This window comes from Paraburkholderia dipogonis (assembly GCF_042680985.1).
Taxonomy (GTDB): domain Bacteria; phylum Pseudomonadota; class Gammaproteobacteria; order Burkholderiales; family Burkholderiaceae; genus Paraburkholderia; species Paraburkholderia phytofirmans.
In genome coordinates this window covers 718,136-740,775 of sequence record NZ_JBHUFR010000016.1, presented here as the reverse complement: position 1 = coordinate 740,775, position 22,640 = coordinate 718,136, and the positions used below count along the sequence as shown (strand labels likewise).

Annotated in this window: 18 protein-coding genes; 11 read left to right on the top strand and 7 right to left on the bottom strand. The window is 63.9% G+C overall.

What is annotated here, in order from left to right; translation table 11 throughout:
* The 3 genes from ACFSNN_RS23495 to ACFSNN_RS23485 all read left to right on the top strand — a co-directional run.
* Positions 1 to 1,059, top strand: a 1,059-nt coding sequence (locus ACFSNN_RS23495; RefSeq protein ID WP_377779193.1) for an HlyD family secretion protein, incomplete at its 5' end; no start/stop codon positions are given.
* Complete coding sequence (locus tag ACFSNN_RS23490; RefSeq protein WP_134455960.1) at positions 1,056 to 2,597, top strand: efflux transporter outer membrane subunit; 1,542 nt, start codon at positions 1,056 to 1,058, stop codon at positions 2,595 to 2,597. The genes ACFSNN_RS23495 and ACFSNN_RS23490, both read left to right, overlap by 4 nt.
* A 277-nt stretch (positions 2,598 to 2,874) precedes the next feature.
* Positions 2,875 to 3,771: a fructose bisphosphate aldolase gene (locus ACFSNN_RS23485; RefSeq protein WP_377688748.1), complete on the top strand. Its 897-nt coding sequence runs from the start codon at positions 2,875 to 2,877 to the stop codon at positions 3,769 to 3,771.
* 246 nt (positions 3,772 to 4,017) lie between these two features.
* Here the strand turns inward: ACFSNN_RS23485 and ACFSNN_RS23480 are convergent, their stop codons facing one another.
* Complete coding sequence (locus tag ACFSNN_RS23480) at positions 4,018 to 4,281, bottom strand: hypothetical protein (protein WP_134455959.1); 264 nt, start codon at positions 4,279 to 4,281, stop codon at positions 4,018 to 4,020.
* 155 nt (positions 4,282 to 4,436) lie between these two features.
* On the opposite strand from ACFSNN_RS23480, the gene ACFSNN_RS23475 reads away from it, so the two are divergent.
* Complete coding sequence (locus ACFSNN_RS23475) at positions 4,437 to 6,545, top strand: hybrid sensor histidine kinase/response regulator (protein ID WP_377765615.1); 2,109 nt, start codon at positions 4,437 to 4,439, stop codon at positions 6,543 to 6,545.
* On the opposite strand, the gene ACFSNN_RS23470 is transcribed toward ACFSNN_RS23475, so the two are convergent.
* Positions 6,496 to 7,215: a response regulator gene (locus ACFSNN_RS23470; RefSeq protein ID WP_166799218.1), complete on the bottom strand. Its 720-nt coding sequence runs from the start codon at positions 7,213 to 7,215 to the stop codon at positions 6,496 to 6,498. The genes ACFSNN_RS23475 and ACFSNN_RS23470 overlap by 50 nt on opposite strands.
* A gap of 621 nt (positions 7,216 to 7,836) precedes the next feature.
* Between ACFSNN_RS23470 and ACFSNN_RS23465 the strand changes: the two genes are divergently transcribed.
* From ACFSNN_RS23465 to ACFSNN_RS23450, 4 genes are all read left to right on the top strand, one after another.
* On the top strand, positions 7,837 to 9,018 hold the full coding sequence (locus tag ACFSNN_RS23465; protein ID WP_377689153.1) for a hypothetical protein: 1,182 nt from the start codon (positions 7,837 to 7,839) through the stop codon (positions 9,016 to 9,018).
* Between the two features lie 462 nt (positions 9,019 to 9,480).
* On the top strand, positions 9,481 to 10,059 hold the full coding sequence (locus ACFSNN_RS23460; RefSeq protein WP_134455955.1) for a DUF2760 domain-containing protein: 579 nt from the start codon (positions 9,481 to 9,483) through the stop codon (positions 10,057 to 10,059).
* Positions 10,056 to 11,915: an Hsp70 family protein gene (locus ACFSNN_RS23455; RefSeq protein ID WP_134455954.1), complete on the top strand. Its 1,860-nt coding sequence runs from the start codon at positions 10,056 to 10,058 to the stop codon at positions 11,913 to 11,915. The genes ACFSNN_RS23460 and ACFSNN_RS23455 overlap by 4 nt, the downstream gene beginning before the upstream one ends.
* Positions 11,912 to 14,797 carry an Hsp70 family protein gene (locus tag ACFSNN_RS23450; RefSeq protein WP_208949459.1) on the top strand — a complete coding sequence of 962 codons (2,886 nt, stop codon included), beginning with the start codon at positions 11,912 to 11,914 and terminating at the stop codon, positions 14,795 to 14,797. Before ACFSNN_RS23455 ends, ACFSNN_RS23450 begins: the two co-directional genes overlap by 4 nt.
* An 11-nt stretch (positions 14,798 to 14,808) precedes the next feature.
* Here the strand turns inward: ACFSNN_RS23450 and ACFSNN_RS23445 are convergent, their stop codons facing one another.
* Complete coding sequence (locus ACFSNN_RS23445) at positions 14,809 to 15,018, bottom strand: hypothetical protein (RefSeq protein WP_134455953.1); 210 nt, start codon at positions 15,016 to 15,018, stop codon at positions 14,809 to 14,811.
* Positions 15,019 to 15,387: 369 nt separating this feature from the next.
* Positions 15,388 to 16,170 carry a glucose 1-dehydrogenase gene (locus tag ACFSNN_RS23440; protein ID WP_134455952.1) on the bottom strand — a complete coding sequence of 261 codons (783 nt, stop codon included), beginning with the start codon at positions 16,168 to 16,170 and terminating at the stop codon, positions 15,388 to 15,390.
* 132 nt (positions 16,171 to 16,302) lie between these two features.
* Between ACFSNN_RS23440 and ACFSNN_RS23435 the strand changes: the two genes are divergently transcribed.
* Entirely contained in the window at positions 16,303 to 17,211 is a 909-nt protein-coding gene (locus ACFSNN_RS23435) for a LysR family transcriptional regulator (protein ID WP_134455951.1), read from the top strand.
* A 13-nt stretch (positions 17,212 to 17,224) separates the two neighbouring features.
* Here ACFSNN_RS23435 and ACFSNN_RS23430 read toward each other — a convergent pair whose 3' ends face one another.
* Complete coding sequence (locus ACFSNN_RS23430; RefSeq protein WP_244322729.1) at positions 17,225 to 18,256, bottom strand: sensor domain-containing diguanylate cyclase; 1,032 nt, start codon at positions 18,254 to 18,256, stop codon at positions 17,225 to 17,227.
* Between the two features lie 236 nt (positions 18,257 to 18,492).
* Between ACFSNN_RS23430 and ACFSNN_RS23425 the strand changes: the two genes are divergently transcribed.
* Positions 18,493 to 19,389, top strand: a complete 897-nt coding sequence (locus tag ACFSNN_RS23425; RefSeq protein WP_134455950.1) for a LysR family transcriptional regulator — start codon at positions 18,493 to 18,495, stop codon at positions 19,387 to 19,389.
* A gap of 36 nt (positions 19,390 to 19,425) precedes the next feature.
* Here the strand turns inward: ACFSNN_RS23425 and phnX are convergent, their stop codons facing one another.
* Both phnX and ACFSNN_RS23415 read right to left on the bottom strand, forming a co-directional pair.
* Positions 19,426 to 20,229, bottom strand: coding sequence for a phosphonoacetaldehyde hydrolase (phnX, locus tag ACFSNN_RS23420; protein ID WP_134455949.1), 804 nt, complete (start codon positions 20,227 to 20,229; stop codon positions 19,426 to 19,428).
* A gap of 56 nt (positions 20,230 to 20,285) precedes the next feature.
* Complete coding sequence (locus ACFSNN_RS23415; protein WP_166799217.1) at positions 20,286 to 21,518, bottom strand: 2-aminoethylphosphonate--pyruvate transaminase; 1,233 nt, start codon at positions 21,516 to 21,518, stop codon at positions 20,286 to 20,288.
* A gap of 119 nt (positions 21,519 to 21,637) precedes the next feature.
* Between ACFSNN_RS23415 and ACFSNN_RS23410 the strand changes: the two genes are divergently transcribed.
* Positions 21,638 to 22,546 (top strand): LysR substrate-binding domain-containing protein, encoded by a 909-nt coding sequence (locus ACFSNN_RS23410; protein WP_134455948.1) that lies wholly within the window; start codon positions 21,638 to 21,640, stop codon positions 22,544 to 22,546.
* Positions 22,547 to 22,640: the final 94 nt, after the last annotated feature.

The window sequence follows — 22,640 nt, the reverse complement described above, 5'->3', positions numbered from 1 at the left end:
CTTTCTCCCAGAACGATCCGTCTTGCTGCGTATGCGGTGATACTCGGCGTCGCTGTGCTGGCCTGTATCTGGCTGTTTTCCGGCTCGACCAGCGAGACTACGAACGATGCCTATGTGACGGCCGATTTCACACTGGTCGCGCCGCGTGTCGCGGGTCAGGTGTCCGAAGTGCTTGTCGAAGATAACCAGCAGGTCAAGGCGGGGCAATTACTGGTTCGTATCGATGACCGCGACTTTCGTGCCGCGTTGATGAGTTCCGAAGCGGACGTGGCGGCAGCCAGAGCATCGGTTGCAAACTACGAGGCCGAGATCGCGCGGCAGCCCGCGCTCGTCGATCAGGCGCGTGCCACGTTGCGCGCGGATGATGCGACGCTCGAGTTTGCGCGTGCGAATGCCGCGCGCTACCGCAATCTTTCGGAGACCGGTGCGGGAACCACACAGGAGCAGCAGCACGCGGCGAGCGCGCTGGCTGAGGAACTCGCGCAGCAGGCGCGCAACCGCGCCGCACTGGTGGCGACCGTGCAGAACCTCGACGTTCTGAAGACGCAGCGCGACAAGGCGGCGGGTGCGCTGGCGCATGCCGAAGCCGCCTTTGAGCAGGCGAAACTCAACCTGTCGTATACGGAGATCCACGCGCCCATCGACGGCAAGGTCGGACGGCGTTCGGCACGCGTGGGCGCATTCGTGACGACCGGCGCGCCCCTGCTCGCGATCGTCCCGCTGTCGGAGGCCTATATCGTGGCTAACTTTCAGGAGAACCAGCTTGCCAGGATGCGCCCCGGCGACACGGTCCGTATCAAGGTCGACAGTTTTCCGGGCGTGGTGATCCGCGGACACGTCGACAGTCTTGCGCCTGCTACAGGCGTGAGCTTCGCGCCTATCGCACCCGACAACGCAACGGGTAACTTCACCAAGATCGTCCAGCGCGTGCCGGTCAGGATCACCATCGATCACGGACAGGAGGCCGCGGCTGCATTGAGCGTCGGGTTGTCGGTCGAAACGGAGGTCGCCGTCGGCAGGCGCGCCGATATGCGGATCGCGGGAGCGGACGCGAAATGAACACGCGCAACCTCTCACTGCGCGCACCGGCGCTCGCGCTGCTGCTGTGCTCGATGCTCACGGGCTGTCTGGTGGGCCCGAACTTCGAACCTCCGCAGACGGCCACGCCCGACGTATTCAACCGCACCCAGACCGCGCAGGCCGCAAGCAAGGCCGTCGAATCCGGATTCACACCGCAATGGTGGACGCTGTTCAACGATCCGGTACTGGACTCGCTGGAACAGCAGCTGACCGAGGCGAATCTCGATGTGGCGGCCGCGTCGGCGCGTCTGCGGCAAAGCCGGGCGCAACAGCGCATTGCCGGCGCTGAAGAATATCCGACGCTCAACGGCGCCGCCTCGTATAACCGCGAGCGCGGCAGTCCGAACGGCATCCTCTCGCTGCTTGGCGTCACGCCGACGGGAAGTCAGACGCAGTCGGCCTCGGGCAGCGCGCCGCTCGGTGTCGCGCCGTTGCCGGGCGCCAAAGGCTCGCCCGCTTACGATCTTTACCAGTTCGGCTTCGACGCGTCATGGGAACTCGACTTCTGGGGCCGCGTGCGACGCGGTGTCGAGGCCGCATCGGCGCTCTCCGATGCGTCGTACGAGGACCGTAACGCGATCCTGCTGTCCGCCCGCGCCGAACTCGCGCGCGACTACATCCAGTTACGCGACACGCAGGCCCTGCTGCAGATCGCGAAACAGAACCTCGACATCGCTCACGACGCCACGAAGCTCACGCAAAACCGGGTGCATGAAGGCGTCACGACGGACCTCGATGTGGCCAACGCGATGGCTCAGGCGGAGTCGATCGAGAGCCTGATCCCGACGCTCGAATCGCGCAACACGACCACGATCAATGCGATTGGCGTGCTGCTGGCGAAAGAGCCGGGCGCGTTGCAGCAGATGCTCGCCGAGCCGCGCGACGTGCCGGCGTTGCCCGATCAGGTGCCGATCGGTGTTCCGTCGGAACTGGTGCAGCGCCGGCCCGATATCCGGAAAGCGGAGGCCCAGCTGCATGCAGCGACCGCGACGATCGGCATGGCGAAGGCCGACTTCTATCCGCGCATTTCGCTGAACGGCAGCGCCGGGTTCCAGAGCCTGCAACTGTCGAATCTCGCCAACTGGGCGTCCGGCCAGTTTGTTGTCGGACCGTCGATCACGCTGCCGATATTCGAAGGCGGACGCCTGAAGGGCACGCTTCATCTGCGCGAGGCGCAGCAGCAGGAAGCGGCGATTGTCTACCAGCACACCGTGCTTCAGGCATGGCGTGAAGTGGACGACGCGCTGGTCGTCTACGACGCTGAACAGCGGCGGCGCGACCGGCTGAAAACGGTTGTGAGTCTGAACCAGCGCGCACTGTCGATTGCGCAGCAACGGTACAAGGCAGGCGCGGTGGATTTCCTCGATGTGCTGAATGTGCAGAAGCAGTTGCTCGATGCGCAGAGCAATCTTGAACAGAGCAAGGCCGACGCTGACGCGAACCTCATCACGCTGTGCAAGGTGCTCGGAGGTGGATGGGAATCAACGTATGCAAGGCGAGACAGTTCTCGTCGATAAATAATGTTTGCATGTCGGTCGCTACGAAAACGACATGATTCTTCTCTCTCGAACGGCGCGCTCATCGCAGCGCGCCACAGCCGCAGCATCTGCGGCGTCGATCGCCTGAACGCCGTGCCGAAAGAAAGCCGGAGCAAGGCAACCGGCCGCGCCGCGACCATTTTTTCGTCAAATCTCACATTTGCATTAACATCGTGACACTGACCGTATGCAACTCGACGCGTCGCGAGCGGACGTGCTGGTTCGAAATTCCACTGTGAAAGAGAGGGAGACGATCGTGGCTAATGAAAAGATGCTGGCGCAAGTTTGTGAAAAACAGGGATTTTTTGCCGCCCTGGACCAGAGCGGCGGATCGACCCCTGGCGCACTGCGGCTCTACGGCATTCCGGAGACAGCCTATAACGGCGACGCCGAGATGTTCAAACTGATACACGAGATGCGCGTGCGCATCATCACGGCGCCCGCCTTTACGGGGGACAAGATCATCGGCGCCATCCTGTTCGAAGCGACCATGGACGGACAGGCTCAGGGCAAACCCGTTCCGGCCTTCCTGTGGGAAGAGCGCGGCGTCGTACCGTTCCTGAAGGTCGACAAGGGTCTGCAAGCCGAAGCCGACGGTGTTCAGTTGATGAAGCCGATTCCCGGCCTGGACGATCTGCTCGCGCGGGCCGTCAAGCTCGGCATCTGCGGCACGAAGATGCGGTCGGTGATCAATCTGAATTCGCAAAACGGGATCGCTGCGATCGTCGAGCAACAGTTCGAACTGGCGGCGCAGATCGACGCGCACGGCCTGCTGCCGATCCTCGAACCCGAGGTTTCAATCAAGAGTCCGGACAAGCCCGGCGCGGAAGCCACCTTGCGCGCCGAACTGATCAAAGGTCTCGACGCGTTGCCGGATAGCCGCCGCGTGATGCTCAAGCTGACCATCCCCGATGTGGCGGACTTCTATCGTCCGCTGATCGAACACCCGCGTGTCGCACGGGTGGTGGCGCTGTCCGGAGGCTACACGCGCGCCGACGCGTGTCAACGGCTCGCGTCGAATCACGGCATGATCGCCAGCTTTTCGAGGGCGCTGATCAACGAGCTCAAGAAATCGATGAATGACAGCGAGTTTGACGCAGCGCTCGAGAAAGCCGTCGACGAGATTTATCAGGCTTCTGTCGTCAAGGTTTGAAGCGGCTTTCGGGAGACGGCGTGGGGCGCATCGAGGCCCGCGCCTTCTTTGCTGGTCGGCACGCTGTTTGACCATTTCAAATTGCCTGACCAGATCGATGCCGGCTATGACATTCTGTTCGTCATATGACGCAACTGTCAGCTACTAGGACCGGCTCAATCGATCAGGCGCGGGCGCGCCGAGTCCGCGCCCGCCGATAGTTCGTCGCTTCTCACGCGCAGTCCCGACCGCATGACCGGGGCGAACTCAACTGCCGTTGTAAAACGCTTGCATCGCCGCTGCCTCGCCGCTCTTCTGCGAGCGCACGAGGTCTTGGTAGACCTCCGCGCGGGTTTTGCCATGGAGCGCGGCAGGAGCGCCGGACACGGAGCTTCCCGAGGTGTCCGGGCCTTCCGCGCTGTCCGCGCTGGGCTGCGCCGTAGTCGTCGGATTGGCGCCGGCGGTCTGCGCATTGGCGTGCCAGGCGCACGTGCAAAGTAATCCACCAGCCAGAAGTAAAACTGTTTTCATAAGAACCTCTTTTAACTAACGTTGCCGCAACGTCCGGTTGCGACGGGACGAGACAAACCCGGAGTGCATCGAGAACAGAAACCATGCGAATAACAACCCGGGAGAGGACGGCGCAGCGAGGCGAATGACAATGACGAAAACATGTCGACTCTCGTTTGCCGTTGCTGTCATACCGATTCTCGGTCGGCGCGGACGGCGTCGCTACCCACGTAGGTAGGTGGGCGCAGCAATCGTGCAAGGAAAGATGTAGGCGTTCCCGATCTGGCAGGCGCATCCAGAACGCTACATTTGTAGGTATAACTTCGGATGCCGGGCTGCTATTCTGTTTGAATTGCACGCTGCCCTATCCCCGGACGGCGAACTTCCTGATCGGCGTCGTCATGAGATCGTCAGGCCTCAGGGTGCGCAGGTTCAGCTCACCGGCTCAGGAGCGCGCGTTCCGGTGCGACTACGCGCGGCGGTTCTCCGCACAGCGGCGGCTCGCCATCACGATCTTCACCGCGTTATGGATCGTCTTTTCCATCCGCGACTTCTACCGGTTAGACGCACTCGACCCCGCCCATCTGCACCACAACGAACTGATTCTCCTGAGAGTCGCGGCAGCGATCGGAATGACCATTCCCGTGCTGTTCTGGACTCCGCGCGCACTCGATGAAGGTTGGGCCGTCCGGCTCCTTGCTGTCTGGACGCTCAGTTGCTGGTTCAGTTGCCTGAGAATGCTGCAGTTCTATCCGGGCGACCTTGGCTGGCGGGAAGTCTATCCGGTGCTCCTGTTTTGCCTCTTCCTGATATTCATGGCCTTTCGGCTTCGGGTGATCACGGCGGCCTGGCTGATCGGGATTTGCGTCGTCAGCTATCTGATCATGCTTTATTTCAAACCTGCCGGCGGGAGCGTCGAAATGCGCGTGGAGTCGGTGGCCGCGCACGCCACCATGCTGCCGATGATGTCGGTTGTCGGCGTGCTGCTCAGCATCCCGCTGGAACGTGCCGCGAGGCGCGAATTCATGTACCGGCGCACTTTGCGCGCCGCCAAGGCACGCGTGGAAGCCGCGTCGCGCGCCGTCATCGAGCAGAACAGACGCATGCAGGAACTGGTCAAGGAGAAAGAGCGATTCTTTTCGTCGGCGTATCACGATATCCAGCAGCCTCTCGCCGCAATCAACCTTTTCATCCGCAGCGCCCGCACGAGGATCAGGGACGGCCACGCCGTGGATCGCGACCTCGACGTCATCGAGGAGACCGCGTCCGACATCCTCGACATGTTCAAGGACATTCAGGACTACAGCGAACTGGGCTCATATGTTCCCCGTGTCGTACCGGTCGATACCCTCGGCCTGTTGACCGAAGTCTTCGAGCAATACCGGGAGACGGCCCGGTTGCGCGGCATCGGACTGAGAATCGCCGGGCGGCGACGCGCCCCGCCCTCCATCGCGACCGACCGGTCGCTCTTCAAGCGGTCCTTATCGAATCTCATATCGAACGCGATCAAGAACACGCCATCGGGCGGCGTCGTGCTTGGCTGGGTGCAACTGAATGAACGGCTGCGCGTCGACGTATGGGATACGGGCATCGGCATTGCGGCTAGCCATCGGGATGCGATCTTCTCCGAGTACTATCAGATCGACAACCCGGGACGCGACCGTTCGAAAGGGCTGGGACTGGGGCTGTCGATCGTGCATCGTGCGATTCATATTCTGCCGGGACACAGCATGAGCTTCGCTTCCGTGGAAGGTCGCGGCTCGCGCTTTTCCCTTTACGCGGCGGTTTCGGCGTCGACCCCGCCCGTCGGCGCAAAGGCTCTGGATGGCGACGTTTACACGCCCGATCTCACTGGCACGTTCATGCTTCTGTGCGACGATGAACCTACGGTCCTCGAAGGCCTGAGACGTCTTTTCTCGAGCGCGGGCGCGCTCGTGCACGCCGCCGAGTCGATGGCCGGATTCGAAGCCATGCTCGCCGACGACAGCCGCATTCCCGATCTGATCGTCGCCGATATCCGTCTGCGCGACGGAGCCACCGGCAAGGAGGTGGCCGAGCGGATCAGGCGTCATTTCGCGTGGGCGGGCGTGATTCCCGTGGCGTTTATCACCGGCGAACTGCTGTCCGATCAGGTCCTTCGCGATTTCCCCGAACCGTTCGTGCTATTGCGCAAGTCCTCCGCGCCCATCGACCTGCTGGTGGAGATCAGCCGGTACGTGAGCGCTCAGCGAAAGATCAATCCCGCTCTCGCGGACCATGAGGCACTGAAAGCGTCCCGAGCGTAATGCCCTTCTCCGCCAGCATCACGATGAGTTCCGTGCGGCGCCGCAGGTTGAAATGCGCGAGCAGATGACTGATGTATTTGCGCACCGTAATATCTTCGAGTCCCATCTTCGACGCGATGGCTTTGGAAGGCAGACCGCGCACGAGCCACGCGAGCGTTTCGAACTCGCGCGGCGTGAGTCCGAGTCCCGGAGCATTCCAGGGTTCGACGCGATCGTTGGGTTGCGCTTTGTCTGATCGGCATGCCTGTGACTCGTCTGTGCCTGCGGCGCGTTTCAGCCCGACGATGCTCGCTGCGGGCAGGAAAACACCGCCCGAGAGTACCGCAACGATCGCGGCATGCAGCGCCTCGGGCGAAGACGATTTCGGCACGTAGCCCATGGCGCGCAATTCGAGGCATCGACCGACAGACTCCACGCTTTCGTCGGCCGATACCACGACCACGGGCAAGGACGGGCGTGCGTCTTTTAACTGGATCAGCGCGTCGCAACCGTGGCCATCGGGAAGTTCGAGATCCAGAAAAACGATGTCCGGATGCTCGGCGATCGCGAGATTGACGCCGAGCGACAACGTATTCGCATGCAACAGTTCGACATCCGGGAAAAGCTCTTTGATTAGCAGTGCGAGACCGGCTCTGAAGAGTTCGTGATCGTCGACAAGCAATACGCGCATCACATCGCCCTCCAGCAACACATGCATGCTCAAACGAACCAGACACGCGGCGTTTGAATACGGCAACCTGTGCGGGACCCGGCAAACCAGGCAGCTATTTTTTGCTCAGTGCCGGCGCACACGTGCAAAAAGGAGTTCACGAAGGGCCGCGCAATGGTGACTTCCTGAGCCGGCCACGCCTTAACGTCGCGCGGCAGAAGAAAGCGTAATCCACGATATGCCCGGCTGCCAGATGAATATCGGACAAAAGGCAGACGCATGCGGCCGACTCCATTTCAATAGAAACACCCAGATTCGATATCGGCTATTAAAGGAAATTCTTGAGTGATTTATGGCCTCGCCACAAAGCCGGCCGAATGCGATACTCAGACAACTCCACTGCGACAACTGCCGTGAATACGCAATTCGTGCATATGGCCGATAGCCGGCCTCGTCATAAACAATGCATTTTGCGTAGCCAATGAATGCGTGAAGACATTTACGGTGTCTGGGCCAATGCAGTCTCGTGGCTCAGGAGGAGCTTGATTTCCAGCCGGTCTGTCATGCTTATTCCAAACTTCGAGGGGACGCGATTTGTACACTGACCTTGCACACCTGACTCAACTATCAGGTAAAGACGTTGTGATCGACGGGCTCGATCTATTGCGAATAGTACAAAAATATTGCAACAGAAAAGTTCTACTCTCGGGGCATATAACCTGTCAGGGCGCTGGGACCGCTGCGAATCCCTGGCGGCCGCTCAACATTCAGCATTGGTTCGAGCTTGCGTGTCACGTCAAGGCGAATAAGGCAATTCAGTATTTTGCTGTAGCAGGCCGACTTATTATGCGGGACATCGTTCACGATCTCTATTTCAGCGATGTGGGCCCGGTCTGGCGGCAGGGCGTCCCTGCTCCGGAGGTCGCCTTTAATGCGAGCGTAGCGCCAACGTATCGAGTTGGCGCACAGATCATGCGCGCTCCGCAAGAAGTTTTCCCTCAGAATGCCGCTTGGGCCAGAGAGGCCAAACAAGGTGGCGTGGCCGCGCCTTTGCCGCTTCCTCTAAGCTGGAATGACGCAACGCGCCAACCTGCCGTGATACAGGCAATACGCGCATTACTGAGTGGTGCCGCACCTGCGATGAGTACCGACTATTCCAGGCTGCAGCATTCGCTGCCGGTTTTCGTCTGCGCCATGTTTATTGCCGAACCGGCACGAAACATCAGAGCCTTTCTGATTAACCTCATTCTGCTCGATCTTGCCGAGCGCGGCCACTTCACGGTAGGCGAGATGTTCTGGCACCCTCAGGCAATCGACGTGGATAGCGCCCTGGCTGGGTCCGTTGGATGGAACGGCGCTAACACTGTTGTGGGTCATGTTGACGGACCGGGCGCACCGCGAACCACGCTCGCACCGGTAGCGACTCTGGGTGAATTGCATCACGTCGGCGGGATCATGCCCGCCAGTCCCACTGGCGGAGGTGCTCACGCCAAAGCCGAGGCACTGGTAGGAAAGAACAATGGTGCCCGTCCCGCAGTCGTCGTGGATTTCATTCACCGCAAGGAAATTTCCGTGGTTGTGCACTGGCTCGCGCTAAGGTTTCCGGCGCTTTGGTCCGCCGTGCTACCCGGCGCCGCCTTGGGCGCGGCCGTTGCGGCCTTTCCCGCCGTGGTCCATTCAGACCCGGTTGGAAACGTTGCGGTTTCAAAGAAGTTTTTCGACGGCGACGCCGCCGCGGCCTCCGCACTGCAGCTCACAACCGAAATCCGCGCGCTCGACGCGGCGATATCCGCGCGTCTGGGCAATGCAACCCGTCAACTGTAACTTTGACGTCGGACTTGCACGGCGTCCTCCATCCGGTTTTCCCCTTTCTAGCCGCGTCAAGCCGAGATGGCGTGCGCTCATCGGCCAGGTCGTCGCCGAACTCCGCGCGCAGAATGCGTGAGCGAGGCGTGAACATCGCGTGAACGAGCCGCGCGGAAATGCTCACCACGCGCCCGTGACAAGCCGCCAACATGCCGCCAGCAAGCCGCCAATCTCGCCGCATTGCCCGCTAGAATGGCCGCCTTTGCCCGCTTCGGGCTCGCCACAAGGCAAAATACGGGTTTTGCGCGCGCGAGCCGCGCCGCGCATCCCGGTAAATCAGACGCCGGCGGCACGCATGCCGACGGCCTTCGCAAACTCGCACTACAACCGTCCGCTCAAGCCCAACGGGGCTCCGGCGGCCGGCCGCGTGCGGCGCAGCCAGGACAGCTCGTCCTCTAACAGAGCACCTCAGGAGCATTTATGACCGATTCGAACCCATCCTTCCTCGGCAGGATTTCCCTGGCCGTGGGCACGTTCTTCCGCATCCTCGGCGATGGCCAATTCGCCGCCGGGGTCCTGCGCCTGCGTAACGGCGGCGTCGCCGCCAGCGCCGCGCCCGCCCCGGCTCCCACGCCGGCGCCGGCACCCGCGCCGCAACCCGCGCCCGTACTGAAGGAAGCAAGCCCCGACGCCGCCTTGCAACTGCTCGGCCTGCTGCAACGCGACGCGCGCTTCATCGACTTCGTCGAGGAAGACATCAAGAGCTATAGCGACGCCGATATCGGCGCGGCCGCGCGCCTCGTGCACGACGGTTGCCGCGCGACGTTGCGCGAGCACTTCACGATCCGCCCGGTGCGCGACGAAGCCGAGGGCAGCCGCGTCACGCTGGCAGAAGGTTTCGACGCGGCCTCGATTCGCCTGACCGGCAATGTGGTCGGTAAGGCGCCGTTCAACGGCAGCATCAGCCATCGCGGCTGGCGCGTCGACGAAGTGCGTCTGCCGAAGCTCGCGGACAGCCACAACGCGAAAGTGATCGCCCCGGCCGAGGTGGAGCTATGAGCGACGCACGCCAATCACGCTACGCCATCGGCATCGATCTGGGCACCACGCATTGCGCGCTGTCCTATGTGGACACCAGCGCCAGCGACGGCGAAAAGACCTCGCAAGGCGTGCTGCCGATCGCGCAACTCACGGGCCCCGGCGCGATCGACAACCTCGATCTGCTGCCCTCCTTCCTCTATCTGCCGCACCCGGACGAACTCGCCTCGGGCGACCTCTATCTGCCGTGGACCGGCCAGCGCGAATTCGCGGTCGGCGAATTCGCCCGCAGCCGCGGCGCGGCCACGCCGATCCGGCTCGTGTCGAGCGCGAAGAGCTGGCTGTGCCATCCGGGCGTCGACCGGCGCGCGGCGATTCTGCCCAACGACGCTCCGCCCGAAGTCGCGCGCGTCTCGCCGCTCGAAAGCTCGGTGCGTTATCTGACGCACTTGCGCGAAGCCTGGGACCATGCGCATCCCGACGCGCCGTTCGGCGAGCAGGACATCACGGTGACGATCCCCGCATCGTTCGATCCGGCCGCGCGCGAACTGACCGCCGAAGCCGCCGAGGCCGCCGGCTTCGGCCGCATGACGCTGCTCGAAGAACCGCAGGCGGCGCTGTATAGCTGGATCCAGAAGAGCGGCGGCGACTGGCGCAAGCAGGTCAAGATCGGCGACATCATCCTCGTGGTCGATGTGGGCGGCGGCACGACCGACCTCTCGCTGATCGCCGTGATCGAGCGCGAAGGCAATCTCGAACTGCATCGCGTCGCGGTCGGCGAACACATTCTGCTCGGCGGCGACAACATGGACCTCGCGCTCGCGCACGTGGTCGCGCGCAAGCTGGCCGCGGCAGGCACCCAGGCCGACGCGTGGCAGTTACGCGCCCTCACCTACGCGTGCCGCTCGGCCAAGGAAACGCTGCTCAGCGATCCGGCCACCGATACCGTGCCGCTCGTCGTGCCGAGCCGCGGCTCGAAGCTGATCGGCGGCTCGATCCGCACCGAGCTCACGCGCGCCGAATTGACCCAGACGATTCTCGAAGGCTTCTTCCCGCAGGTGGACAGCGCCGCGCGTCCGGTAAGCCGCGCGCGTGCCGGTCTGACGCAACTCGGTCTGCCGTATGCGCAGGACGCCGGCATCACGCGTCATCTCGCCGCGTTCCTCGGCCGTCAAGTCGGCGCGCTCGCTGAACTGGCGGGGACGAGCGGCATCGCGGCTGCCGGGAACGCGAGCTTCCTGCATCCCACGGCGGTGCTGTTCAACGGCGGCGTGTTCAAGTCGCCGCTGCTGGTCGAACGCATCATGGGCACGCTGAACAACTGGCTCGCAGCGGAAGGCGCGGCGCCGGCGCGGCTGCTCGAAGGTGCCGATCTCGATCTCGCGGTGGCGCGCGGCGCCGCCTATTACGGCTACGTGCGACGCGGCCGCGGCGTGCGGATTCGCGGCGGCACGGCGCGCGCGTACTACATCGCGATCGAATCGGCGATGCCCGCCGTGCCCGGTCTCGAACCGCCGATCCAGGCGCTGTGCGTTGCGCCCTTCGGCATGGAGGAAGGCACCGAGGCCGAACTGCCCGCGCAGGAATTCGGGCTGGTGGTGGGCGAGCCGGTGCACTTCCGCTTCTTCGGCTCGTCGGTGCGCCGTCAGGATCAGGTCGGCACGCTGCTCGACTTCTGGGGCCCCGAGGAATTGCAGGAACTCGAGGAGATTCAGGCGACCTTGCCCGCCTCCGGCCGCAACGCCGGTGAAGTCGTGCCGGTGAAGCTGCACGCGCGCGTCACCGAAGCGGGCACGCTCGAACTGGAAGCCGTGCCGAGCGGCACCGACGAGCGCTGGAAGGTCGAGTTCGACGTGCGCGGCAACGCGAATGCATGACTGAGATGAAGCGGTACAGCGTCGGTATCGATCTCGGCACCAGCAACACGGTGCTCGCCTATGCGGAGGCGGGATCGCCGGGTGGGTCGCCGCTTATCCACGTCTTCGAGATCGAGCAGCTGGTGAGCCCCGGCGAAGTGGCCGCGCGGCCGCTTCTGCCCTCGGTGCGCTATCAGGCCGCGCAAGGCGAGCTGAACCCCGGCGATCTGCAATTGCCGTGGTCCGGCGCCGCTCGGAACGGCGCGCGCAAGGATGCACCGCAGGACACGCAGCAGGACACGCCGCCGGTCGTGATCGGCCGGCTCGCGCGCGTGCTGGGCGCTCAGGTGCCGGGCCGGCTGGTGTCGAGCGCGAAGAGCTGGCTCTCGCATGCGTCGGTGGATCGCACCGCGCCGATCCTGCCGTGGGGCGCCGCCGACGACGTCCGCAAAGTCTCGCCGGTCGAAGCCAGCGCGAGCTATCTGGCGCACGTGCGCGCGGCCTGGAATCAGCGGTTTCCAGACGCGCCGCTCGAACGCCAGGACGTGGTGCTGACGGTCCCGGCATCGTTCGACGAAGGCGCCCGAGCGCTGACCGTGCAAGCCGCCCGCATGGCCGGCCTGCATACGCTGAAGCTGCTGGAAGAACCGCAAGCGGCCTTCTACGACTGGCTGTTTCATCATCGCGAGCGGCTGGCGAGCGAACTCGCGGACACGCGTCTCGTGCTCATCTGCGACGTGGGCGGCGGCACTACCGACCTCACGCTGATCGAAGTCGGCCTGCGCGACGGCGAGCCGCAACTCACGCGCATCGGCGTGGGCAATCATCTGATGCTGGGCGGCGACAACATGGATCTGGCGCTCGCGCATCTGGTGGAAGCGCGGCTGCCGGGCGGCTCGAACCAGCCGGGCGAGCGCGCGCGCCTGTCGGCGGCGAGCCTGTCGCAACTGGTCGAGCGTTGCCGCAACGCCAAGGAACAACTGCTCGGCGCGAAGGCGCCCGACTCCACGTCGATCACGCTGCTGGGCGCGGGCTCGAAGCTGATAGGTGGCGCGCGCACGGCGCAAGTCACGCGCGACGAGGTCGAGCGGATCATCGTCGATGGTTTCTTTCCGGCGGTGGCGTCGCATGAACGGCCTGGCCGGCCGCGCGGCGCGATCGTCGAATTCGGCCTGCCCTATGCGACCGATGCCGCGGTCACGCGCCATATCGCGGCGTTTCTGAGCCGCTTCGCGGCGCAGTCACGCAAGGCGCTGGGCATCGTCGAGCCATCCGGTTCACCGGACGAAGCAGCGTTGCCCGTGCCCGACACGCTTCTGCTGAACGGCGGCGTGTTCCGTGCCGAAGCGCTCACGCAACGTCTGGCCAGCACCTTGGGCACATGGCGCGGCGCAGCGCTCAACGTGCTGCACAACGACAATCCCGACGTGGCCGTGGCGCGCGGCGCGGTCGCCTACTCGCTCGCGCGCGCGGGCAACGCGCCGAAAATCGGCGGCGGCTCGCCACGCAGCTATTTCCTCGTGCTCGACGAAACCGGCGACGGCAAGCCCGATGCCGAACCCGTGCAACGCGGCATCTGCCTGCTGCCGCGCGGCACGGAAGAAGGCCACGAGATTCTGATCGCGGATCGCACCTTCGCGCTGCGGCTCGGGCATCCGGTGCGGTTTCACCTTGTCTCGTCGAGCGCGGATACGGTGTATCGACCCGGCGAACTGATCGATCTCGCCGGCGGCGATTTCGTCCGCCTGCCGCCGATCGCGACCATCGTGCAGCCACGCGGCGCGAAGAGCGCGCGTGAAACCGCGGTGCAGATCGCGACCTCGCTCACCGAAGTGGGCACGCTCGAGGTCCACTGCATCGAACTGGACGATCCCACGCAGCGCTGGCTGCTCGAATTCCAGTTGCGCCGCGAACACGCGCAAGTGAATCTCGCCGACGATGCCGCGCAGGCCCGTCATCCGGCGCTCGATCAGGCGATCGACCACATCGACCGCTGCTTTGGCTCGCGCGCGCAGAAAGTCGATCCGAAAGAAGTCAAACGCTTGCGCTCGCAACTCGAACAACTGCTGGGCCCGCGCGAAAGCTGGAACAGCGCGTTGCTGCGCGAACTGTTCGGCGCGCTGTGGGAACGCGCGCGCCGCCGGCGCCGCTCGGCGGATCACGAGCGCCTCTGGCTGAACCTGGCCGGCTATTGCGTGCGGCCCGGCTTCGGCTATCCGCTCGACGAATGGCGCGTCGAACAACTCTGGTCGCTGTTCGACGACGGCATCCAGTACGTCAACGAAAGCCAGGTCTGGTCGGAATGGTGGACGCTCTGGCGCCGCGCCGCCGGCGGCCTCGACGAGAGCGCGCAGCTGCGCGTGCTCGACGCGATGGCCTATCTGCAAGGCGCGGCGCTTGCGCGTCACAAGCTGCCGTTCGACGTGGCGAAGACCGGCTTCACCGACATGGTTCGCTTGAGCGCATCGCTCGAACGGATTCCCGTGGAGCGCAAGATCGAGCTCGGCGAGTCGGTGCTGACGCGCCTTAAAAAACCCGCCGAGAATCATCAAAGCTGGTGGGCGGTCGGCCGTATCGGCGCGCGGCGGCCGTTCTATGGCAGTGTGCATAGCATCGTGCCGCCGGAGATTGCCGGCGCATGGCTCAACGCGATCCTCGCGCTCGACTGGAAGAAGGTCGATCCCGCCGCATTCGCCGCCGTACAGATCGCCCGCATGACCGGCGACCGTTCGCGCGACTTGCCCGACGACTTGCGTCTTGCGGTAGTGCGCCGCCTCGAAGCGGCCAACGCGCCGCGCGCGTGGATCACCATGGTGAGCGAGAGCGTCGAACTCGATAACGCCGACGAAGGCCGAGTATTCGGCGAGTCGCTGCCGGCGGGACTGAAGCTGATCGCGAGTTGAGGCTGGCGCGGCTAGGGCAGCTTGAAATTCAGCACCGCCTCCGCCGCAAGCCTGCGCTGCCGGTCCTTGAGACTCTCCGCGAGCAGATCGCGGAAGATGAGCAGCGCGTCGGCGCCGTGCTGTTCACCAAATTCGTTCAGGACTTCAGCGATGGCGGCCTGTTGCGTCGCCGGCGTCAACGTGCTGGCAATGTATGAACTGCCGCGCGCCAACTCCATCATGTAGGTGGATCTGCAAAGCGCTTTCTCTGTCTCTCGAGCGGATTTTCGTCCGTTACGCATCGTTGTTTTTCTCGGTTGTTTTTTCGTTGCGCGTGCAACCAGCGACTCTCTTCCGCTGGCGAGGCGAAGTGTTCTCATGCTCTGGCCCGACGCAACCGTCTCCTTCTATCTGAACAGTTCAAGCTTAAGAGAACCTTATGCGTAACGGATCAAATCTCACGCAGACGCACGCTTGAGAAACGCAATCCATTAACTCGGTGAACATCGGAATGTTTTGCTGAATACGCCGTGGCCTTTGACTCTTCACATGCAAAAAAGACCGGAAAAAACCGGTCTTTTACATTAAGACTCGACGCTTGCCTGGTAGTGCTACACCTGCGCCATGCCACCGTCGACAGCCATTTCGATCCCCGTGATGTAGCTCGCGTCGTCCGAGGCGAGGAACGAGACGGCCTTGGCGATCTCGTCCGGTTCGCCCACGCGGCCAAGCGGCGTCGTTTCGCTGGTCTGCTGGGCGAAGGCGGCGATCTGCTCGTCGTTCATTCCCAGTTCGGATTTGTAGGCCGGCGTCACCACCACGCCCGGCGCCACCACGTTGACGCGAATTCCGCGGCCCTTCAGATCGGTCGCCCATGTACGCGCAAACGAGCGCAGCGCGGCCTTGGTCGCCGCATACACGCCGAAGGCCGGCATGCCCTTGCTTGCGGCGATCGAGCCCGTCATGACGATCGCACTGCCCGGACGCATCAACGGCAAGGCTTTCTGCACCGTGAACAGCGTGCCTTTCACGTTGATGCCGAAGTACTTGTCGAACTGCGCCTCGGTGATCGCGCCGAGCGGTGAAAACTCGCCCCCGCCCGCATTCGCGAACAGAATGTCGAGCCGGTCGTGGGCGGCCTGCACGGTGGTGAACATGCGGTCGAGATCTTCGGCTGACGAGATGTCAGCGCGAATCCCGATTGCGCCGTGGCCGATGCGCTCCACTGCTTCGTCGAGCTCGGCCTGACGCCGGCCGGTGATGAAGACGGTCGCGCCTTCCTGGGCGAAGCGCGTTGCCGCGGCGAGGCCGATGCCGCTGCTGCCGCCCGTCACCAGCACGATCTTGCCGGCGTGTTTGCGGGAATTGACGTTTTCAAGTGTGGACGTGTTCATGATCTGCTCCTAAGTGTGTGGGGGTCGCTTGACCTTGGAGAGAAGCTTATTTCATGCACGCATAGAGATAAATAGGTATTCTGTGACTTCTTTATCCACCTATGTGGATAATCACCATGAAATGGAGTTTGCATGGATCATTTGCAGGCCATTCGCATCTTTGCGCGTGTGGTGGAAACCGGCGGCTTCGGCCGGGCGGCGCAGTCGCTGCAGATGCCGAACGCAACCGTCAGCAAGTGGGTCAAGTCGCTCGAAGATCATCTGGGCGTGAAACTGCTCGAACGCAGCACGCGCAGCGTCAGCGTCACGACGGACGGCGCGGCGTATTACGAGCGCACGCGGGATTTGCTGAGTGAACTCGACGATATCGAGGCGACCTTGGGCCGCGACCGCGCGAACCCGCGCGGCGTGCTGCGGGTCGACAGCGGCGGCTCGACCGCGAGCGGCATTCTGATTCCCGCGCTGCCCGAATTCTGCGCGCGTTACCCGGACATTCAGGTGCGCCTGAGCGTGACGGACCGGACCGCCGATCTGATCGCGGAGAACATCGACTGCGCGATTCGCAGCACGGCGGACGACCCCAATCTGGTGACGCAGGCCATCGGCACACTGCGCTGGACCACATGTGCGAGCCCGGCGTATCTGGCCGAACATGGCACGCCGCTGCTTCCGCGCGAGATCGTCGATGATAAGCACGCGGTGGCCGGCTATTTTTCAGCGAGCAGCGGACTCGCGCCGCCCTTGCATTTCCTCAAGGACGGCGAACGCATCGTGCTCGACAAGGTCCGCAATACGGTGATGGTGAGCGAGAGCAATGCGCATCTGGCCACTGCGCTGGCGGGACTCGGCATCGTTCATACGCTGGACTTCATGGTGCGGCCGGCCGTGGCGCGCGGCGAGCTCGTGCCGATTCTCACGGATTGGCGGCCGGACCCGTTGCAGGTCTATCTCGCCTATCCGCCGAGCCGCCGTTACAGCACCAAACTCCGCGTGTTCGCCGACTGGGTGAGCCGGCTCTACGCGGAGCTCGAGACTGCCTGAACGCACAGGCGCGCTACGCCATCGTCACCTGGTTTCGACCGCCATGTTTCGATCGATACAGCGCGCGATCCGCGCTCGCAAAACCCTCGCGATGCGCCGGCCGGGAACTCTCGCTGATGCGCGTCAACGACGCGCCCACGCTCACCGTCACTCTGCCGAGCGGCGACGCGCGATGTTCGATCGCCAGATCCGCCACGCCCTGGCGCAGCGTGTCGAGCGTGTCTTCGAGCGCCGCGTGCTCCGCGTGCAGCACCAGCAGGCCGAACTCCTCGCCGCCCATGCGCCCGACGATGATGCGCTCGCCATCGGCCGCGGCCTGCATCACCGAGGCCACCTTGCGCAGACACTGGTCGCCCGCCTGGTGGCCGTAGGTGTCGTTGTATTGCTTGAACCAGTCCACGTCGACCACGACCGATCCCATCACGTCGCCGTCCTGCGCCTCTTTCCAGCGCCGCGTGATGCTCTCCAGCAGGAAACGCCGGTTGTACAACTGCGTCAGCGGATCGATCGCGGTGGCCGTGCGCATCTTCAGATCGTTTTCGATCATCGCGCGCAGGTGATAAAACACGCCGCGCTGGCCCGCGTCGAGGCGCCCGGGCGCCGGGTCCATCGCGCACAACGCGCCGACAATCTCGCCATTGGGCGCGCGCAGCGCGATCGCCGCGTAGAAACGCACGAACGGATGCCGCTGCACCAGCATGCATTCGCCGAAACGGGTGTCGTCGTGCGCGTCCTCGATCACGAACAGCTCGGCGTCGCGCACCGCATAGTCGGCGAGCGAACGGGCCCGCGTGACGAGCGGCATCGCCATGCCGACCTCGGCGCGGTAATGCTGGTACTCCTCGTCGAGCAGCGTGATCGCGGTGATCGCTGCGCCGGTCACGCTCTTGAGAATTTCCGCCGCGTGGGTGAAGCATTCGCGCATCACCTGATCGTCGTGCAACAGCCATTCAATCACCGACGACTCCACCTCGGGTTCCCCGGCGGCGGACGAATCGAACTGCATGCGGCTGGACAGACGGTCGTTACTGAAGGCGAGTTGCACGGCTGAGTCCCAGAATGTGATTAGCTCGTGTCAACGGCACAATCGCGCGAAACTTGAGCAGCCGCGAAACCTTGTCGGCGCGCAAGCTACGCGTGGCGGCACGGATCGGCGCAAGGCGCCAGGAAGTACAATTCACCGGCCGCTCACGCGCCGCCTGCGTTTGCTCAGAAAACAGGCAGCGCGACCTTTTCAACAGACAATTGCACACGCTTTCGCCGCGCGCATTTCGCATTCTCATGATCAATCTCTTTCAGGCCATGCAGGCGTTCGTCAAGGTCGCCGACGCGGGCAGCTTCGCGCAAGCCGCGGAGCAACTCGGCGTCTCGACCTCGGTGGTGACGCGCCACGTGTCGAGCCTCGAAAAGCATCTCGGCATTCGCCTGTTCCAGCGCACCACGCGCAAGGTCGTGCTGACCGAAGCCGGCGCCGAATATGCCGACGGCTGCCGCCTGCTGATGGCCGAACTCGAAGAAGTCGAATCGCGCGCCACCACGGCTTCAAAGGAAGTCGCGGGCGATCTGCGTATCGTGGCGCTGGGCAGCTTTTCGCTATTTCGCCTCACGCCGCTGTTCGCGGAGTATCAGGCCAAGTTTCCGCGGGTGAATCTGCGGGTCACGTTGACGGAGAAACGCGTCGATCTGCTCGAAGGCGGTTTCGACGTGGGGATCGTGACCGAGCACATGATCCGCTCGGAGTCGCTGGTGGTGCGCCGGCTGATCAACTCGCACGCGGTGCCGGTGGCGTCGGCGGCCTACCTCGCGCAGGCCGGTCATCCGAAAACGCCCGCCGACCTCGCGCGGCATCGCGTGATCACCGCGCCGCTCGAGACCAGTCCGCAGACCTGGGTGTTCGATAACGGCGAAGGCGGCGAAGACAGCATCGCGCTCGATGCGTCGTTCACCGTCAACAGCATGATCATGCAGAAACAGGCGGCGCTCGGCGCGATGGGCATTGCGCTGCTGCCGCTGGAAATGGTCGACGACGAATTGCGCGCGGGCACGCTGATGCGGATTCTCGAGGACCACGCCGTGCTCAACGGCGACGTGGCGGTCTCGCTCGTATATCCGAGCCGGGAGTTCGTGCCGCGCAAGATCCGCGAGTTTATCGATCTGGCGGTGGGGTTTTTCGAGTGATTCTATAGAGAGAGGCGTCTTAGGCCTCTCTCCCGATCAAGGCCGCTCGCCTCGCGCCAGCCGCGCCTCGATGTCGTACACCACCGGCATCAGATCCGCGACGCTGTCGATCACGTAGTGCGCGCCCGCAGCCCGCAGCTTCTCGATCGCCGCCTTGCGACGCCATGCGAATTCATCGGGCGCCAGCGCCTTGACGTCGTTCTCAGCCATGCCGAAAGCGTTGCCGCTCACCGCGACGCCGACCGCCCACGTGCCGCCGTTGATGCCCTCTTCGATGCCGACTTCGGTGTCGTCCACCTTGATCGCATCTTTCGCGCGCCACACGCCCAGCTCCGGCAGCGTCTTGTAGATCATGTACGGCGACGGCCGCCCTTCCGGCGTATCGCCGGTGCACACGATGCTGTCCGGCGAGAACCCCTGCGCGGCCGCGCCCGGTACGATCTCGGCCATGATCTCGCGCGTATAGCCGGTGGTCGTGCCGATCCGGATGTCGTCGCTGCGCAGCGCGCTCGCCACGTCGGCCACGCCGGGAATCACCGAGCTGTAGCCCGCCGCCACGGCGATGTTCTTCGGCACGAACACGTCGTACACGGCGTCGATATCCGCTTCGCCCGCCGCGTGGCCGTACTTGTCGGCCCACGCCTGCGCGACGCGCGGCAACGCCATCAGCGCCGCGATATGCGGACGCTTGGCCATGCCCATCGGGCCGCGCGCTTCATCGATCGTGATCGACACGCCGAACTGTTCGAAGGTTTCAACGAAGGCGCCCATCGGCGCCAACGAACCGTAATCGACCACTGTGCCGGCCCAATCGAAAATCACTGCTTTTACGTGTTTCATTTACTTCGATTCCAAGGAATTTCCCAAGCTCGCGCGGTGCGCCCGAGCTGCGTGCTTCAGGCCGCGTCGGCCAGTCTCTTGCGCTCGTCGAGCGCGGCCGCCGGCGGAGCGGCGTGCTCGACGCCCATCGTCCTGAGCGCGTTGCCGCACGCCGCCACGACGCGGCGCATCACGTGCTCGTCCACCTGACCGATGCAGCCGATCCGGAAGCTGTCCACCACTGTCAATTTGCCCGGATAGATGATGAAACCCTGCTGCTTCATCAATTCATAGAAGCGCTCGAAGCTGAACGACGGATGCGCCGGCGCGAAGAACGTCACGATGATCGGCGAGCGCCAGCGCGCGTTAAGCAGCGGCTCGAAGCCGAGTTCGTGCATGCCGGCCACCAGCACGTCGCGATTGTTCGCGTAGCGCGCGAGACGTCCGGCCTGCCCGCCTTCAAGCTTGTGCAAGCGCAGCGCCTCGATAAACGCGGCGACCGTGTGCGTGGGCGGCGTGAAACGCCACTGGCCGGTGCGGTTCATCACGTCCCATTGATCATGGACGTCGAGTGCCAGCGAGTGACTGCGGCCCTTGGCTTCCTGCAACGCATCCTTGCGGGCGATCACGAAGCCGAAACCCGGCACGCCCTCGATACATTTATTCGCCGACGACACGAAGGCCTCGCAGGCAATCTCGCGCACGTCGAGCGGCACCGCGCCGAAGGCGCTCATCGAATCGATCAGCAGCTTGCGACCCTTCTTCGCGGTGGCGGCGGCGATCTCTTCGAGCGGGTTCAGAATCCCCGAGCTGGTTTCGCAATGCACGGCGACCACGTGCGTGATGCGTGGATCGGCGTCCAGCATGTGCTCGATTTCAGCGCCGCGCGGCGGCAGGTAGTCGCCCTTGTCGAGCAGCGTAAAGGCGCGGCCGAGATAGCCGAGCGTGGTCGCGATGCGCTTGCCGTACGCGCCGTTGGCCAGCACGAGCGCGTGGCCGTCACGTGGAATCAGGCTGCCGAGCATCGCTTCGACGCAATAGCTGCCGCTGCCTTGCAGCGGCACGCAGTCGTATTCGCCCGCCGTGTCGCCGGCAATCTCCAGCAAGCTGCTGCGCAGTAGCGCTGTCATCGCGCGGAAATCGCCGTCCCACGAACCCCAGTCGCGCAGCATCGCTTCCTTGGTCGAGAACGCCGTGGTGAGCGGCCCGGGTGTCAACAGATACGGCTCGCCGCTGGCCGGCGCCGCGCACGTTACGGCGGAAGATCCCGCGGCGTTCGCGGCTGGGGAACGGTCGATCACGCTGTCCATGTTCGGAATCTCCGATATCGCTGGTTTGGTGACTTACACAGTACAGAAACGTGTGCCATCGGTAAAATCGATATAATCGATGCTCTTATCGCAATAACTTATAGGCTGGCGGGGCACTCATGCAATACGCGCAATTGCGGGCGTTTCATGCGGTCGCGGAACATGGCGGGTTTTCCAAAGCGGCGCAGGCGCTCTCGCTCACGCAGCCGGCCGTGTCGGATCACGTGCGGCGGCTGGAACAGGATTACGGCGTCAAACTGTTCGAACGCGGGCCGCGCGGCGTCGAAACCACCGAACTCGGCCTGCGCCTCTTCAGCGTGACGCGGCAAATGCTTGGTTGCGAGCGCGACGCGCGTCAATTGCTCGAATCGGCGGGCGGGCTCGAATCCGGCTCGCTGTCGCTGGCCGCGGACGCGCCCGACCTGGCGGTCGCGCTGATCGGCGCGTTTCGCAAGCTGCATCCGGGCATCGTCGTGACGCTGTCCATCGCCAACGCCGCGGACTGCATGCAACGTGTGCTCTCCAGCGCCGTCGACGCGGCCATTACCGCCGCGCCGCAAGTGCACAGCCGCCTGGAGGCGCGCGTACTGCGGCGCGATCCGCTGGTGGCGATGGTGCCGGCGAGCTATCCGGTGGCGAAGAAACGCAAGCTGAGCTACGCCGAACTGGTGCAGCAGCCGATGATTTTCCGCGAGTCGCAATCCGTCACGCAGCAGTTGCTCGAAATCGAACTGGTGCGCGAGTCGCTGCAAGTGGAACCGGTGATGTACGTGGACGGCCGCGAGGCGCTCGAAGAGGCAGTCGCGCAAGGCATGGGTGTCGGGGTCATCGCGCGCGCCGAATTCAACGAATCGCGGCGGATCAGGATGATTCCACTACAGGACTGCCGGGTGCAGATGATCGAATCGCTGACGCGGCTCGCCGAGCGGCCGGGGTCGAATCTGCTGGACGCGTTGTTCGCGGTGGAGTTGGGGAAGCCGGCTGCGGCATTACACGACGAACCAGTTCACGCTGCTCCGGCTGAATAAAACGGCAAGCCGCCCGGCAGGCGATGCCTGCGGGCGGCTTTTCTTTCGTTTCGTTCTGGTGTTGCGATTGTGGCGTAGCGTTATGCGGCCATGC

Coding starts and splice junctions, on each gene's coding strand:
- ACFSNN_RS23490 (WP_134455960.1), top strand. CDS start 1,056: ATGAACACGCGCAACCTCTCACTGCGCGCACCGGCGCTCGCGCTGCTG.
- ACFSNN_RS23480 (WP_134455959.1), bottom strand. CDS start 4,281: ATGAAAACAGTTTTACTTCTGGCTGGTGGATTACTTTGCACGTGCGCC.
- ACFSNN_RS23470 (WP_166799218.1), bottom strand. CDS start 7,215: ATGCGCGTATTGCTTGTCGACGATCACGAACTCTTCAGAGCCGGTCTC.
- ACFSNN_RS23460 (WP_134455955.1), top strand. CDS start 9,481: ATGACCGATTCGAACCCATCCTTCCTCGGCAGGATTTCCCTGGCCGTG.
- ACFSNN_RS23455 (WP_134455954.1), top strand. CDS start 10,056: ATGAGCGACGCACGCCAATCACGCTACGCCATCGGCATCGATCTGGGC.
- ACFSNN_RS23450 (WP_208949459.1), top strand. CDS start 11,912: ATGACTGAGATGAAGCGGTACAGCGTCGGTATCGATCTCGGCACCAGC.
- ACFSNN_RS23445 (WP_134455953.1), bottom strand. CDS start 15,018: ATGATGGAGTTGGCGCGCGGCAGTTCATACATTGCCAGCACGTTGACG.
- ACFSNN_RS23440 (WP_134455952.1), bottom strand. CDS start 16,170: ATGAACACGTCCACACTTGAAAACGTCAATTCCCGCAAACACGCCGGC.
- ACFSNN_RS23435 (WP_134455951.1), top strand. CDS start 16,303: ATGGATCATTTGCAGGCCATTCGCATCTTTGCGCGTGTGGTGGAAACC.
- ACFSNN_RS23425 (WP_134455950.1), top strand. CDS start 18,493: ATGATCAATCTCTTTCAGGCCATGCAGGCGTTCGTCAAGGTCGCCGAC.
- phnX (WP_134455949.1), bottom strand. CDS start 20,229: ATGAAACACGTAAAAGCAGTGATTTTCGATTGGGCCGGCACAGTGGTC.
- ACFSNN_RS23415 (WP_166799217.1), bottom strand. CDS start 21,518: ATGGACAGCGTGATCGACCGTTCCCCAGCCGCGAACGCCGCGGGATCT.
- ACFSNN_RS23410 (WP_134455948.1), top strand. CDS start 21,638: ATGCAATACGCGCAATTGCGGGCGTTTCATGCGGTCGCGGAACATGGC.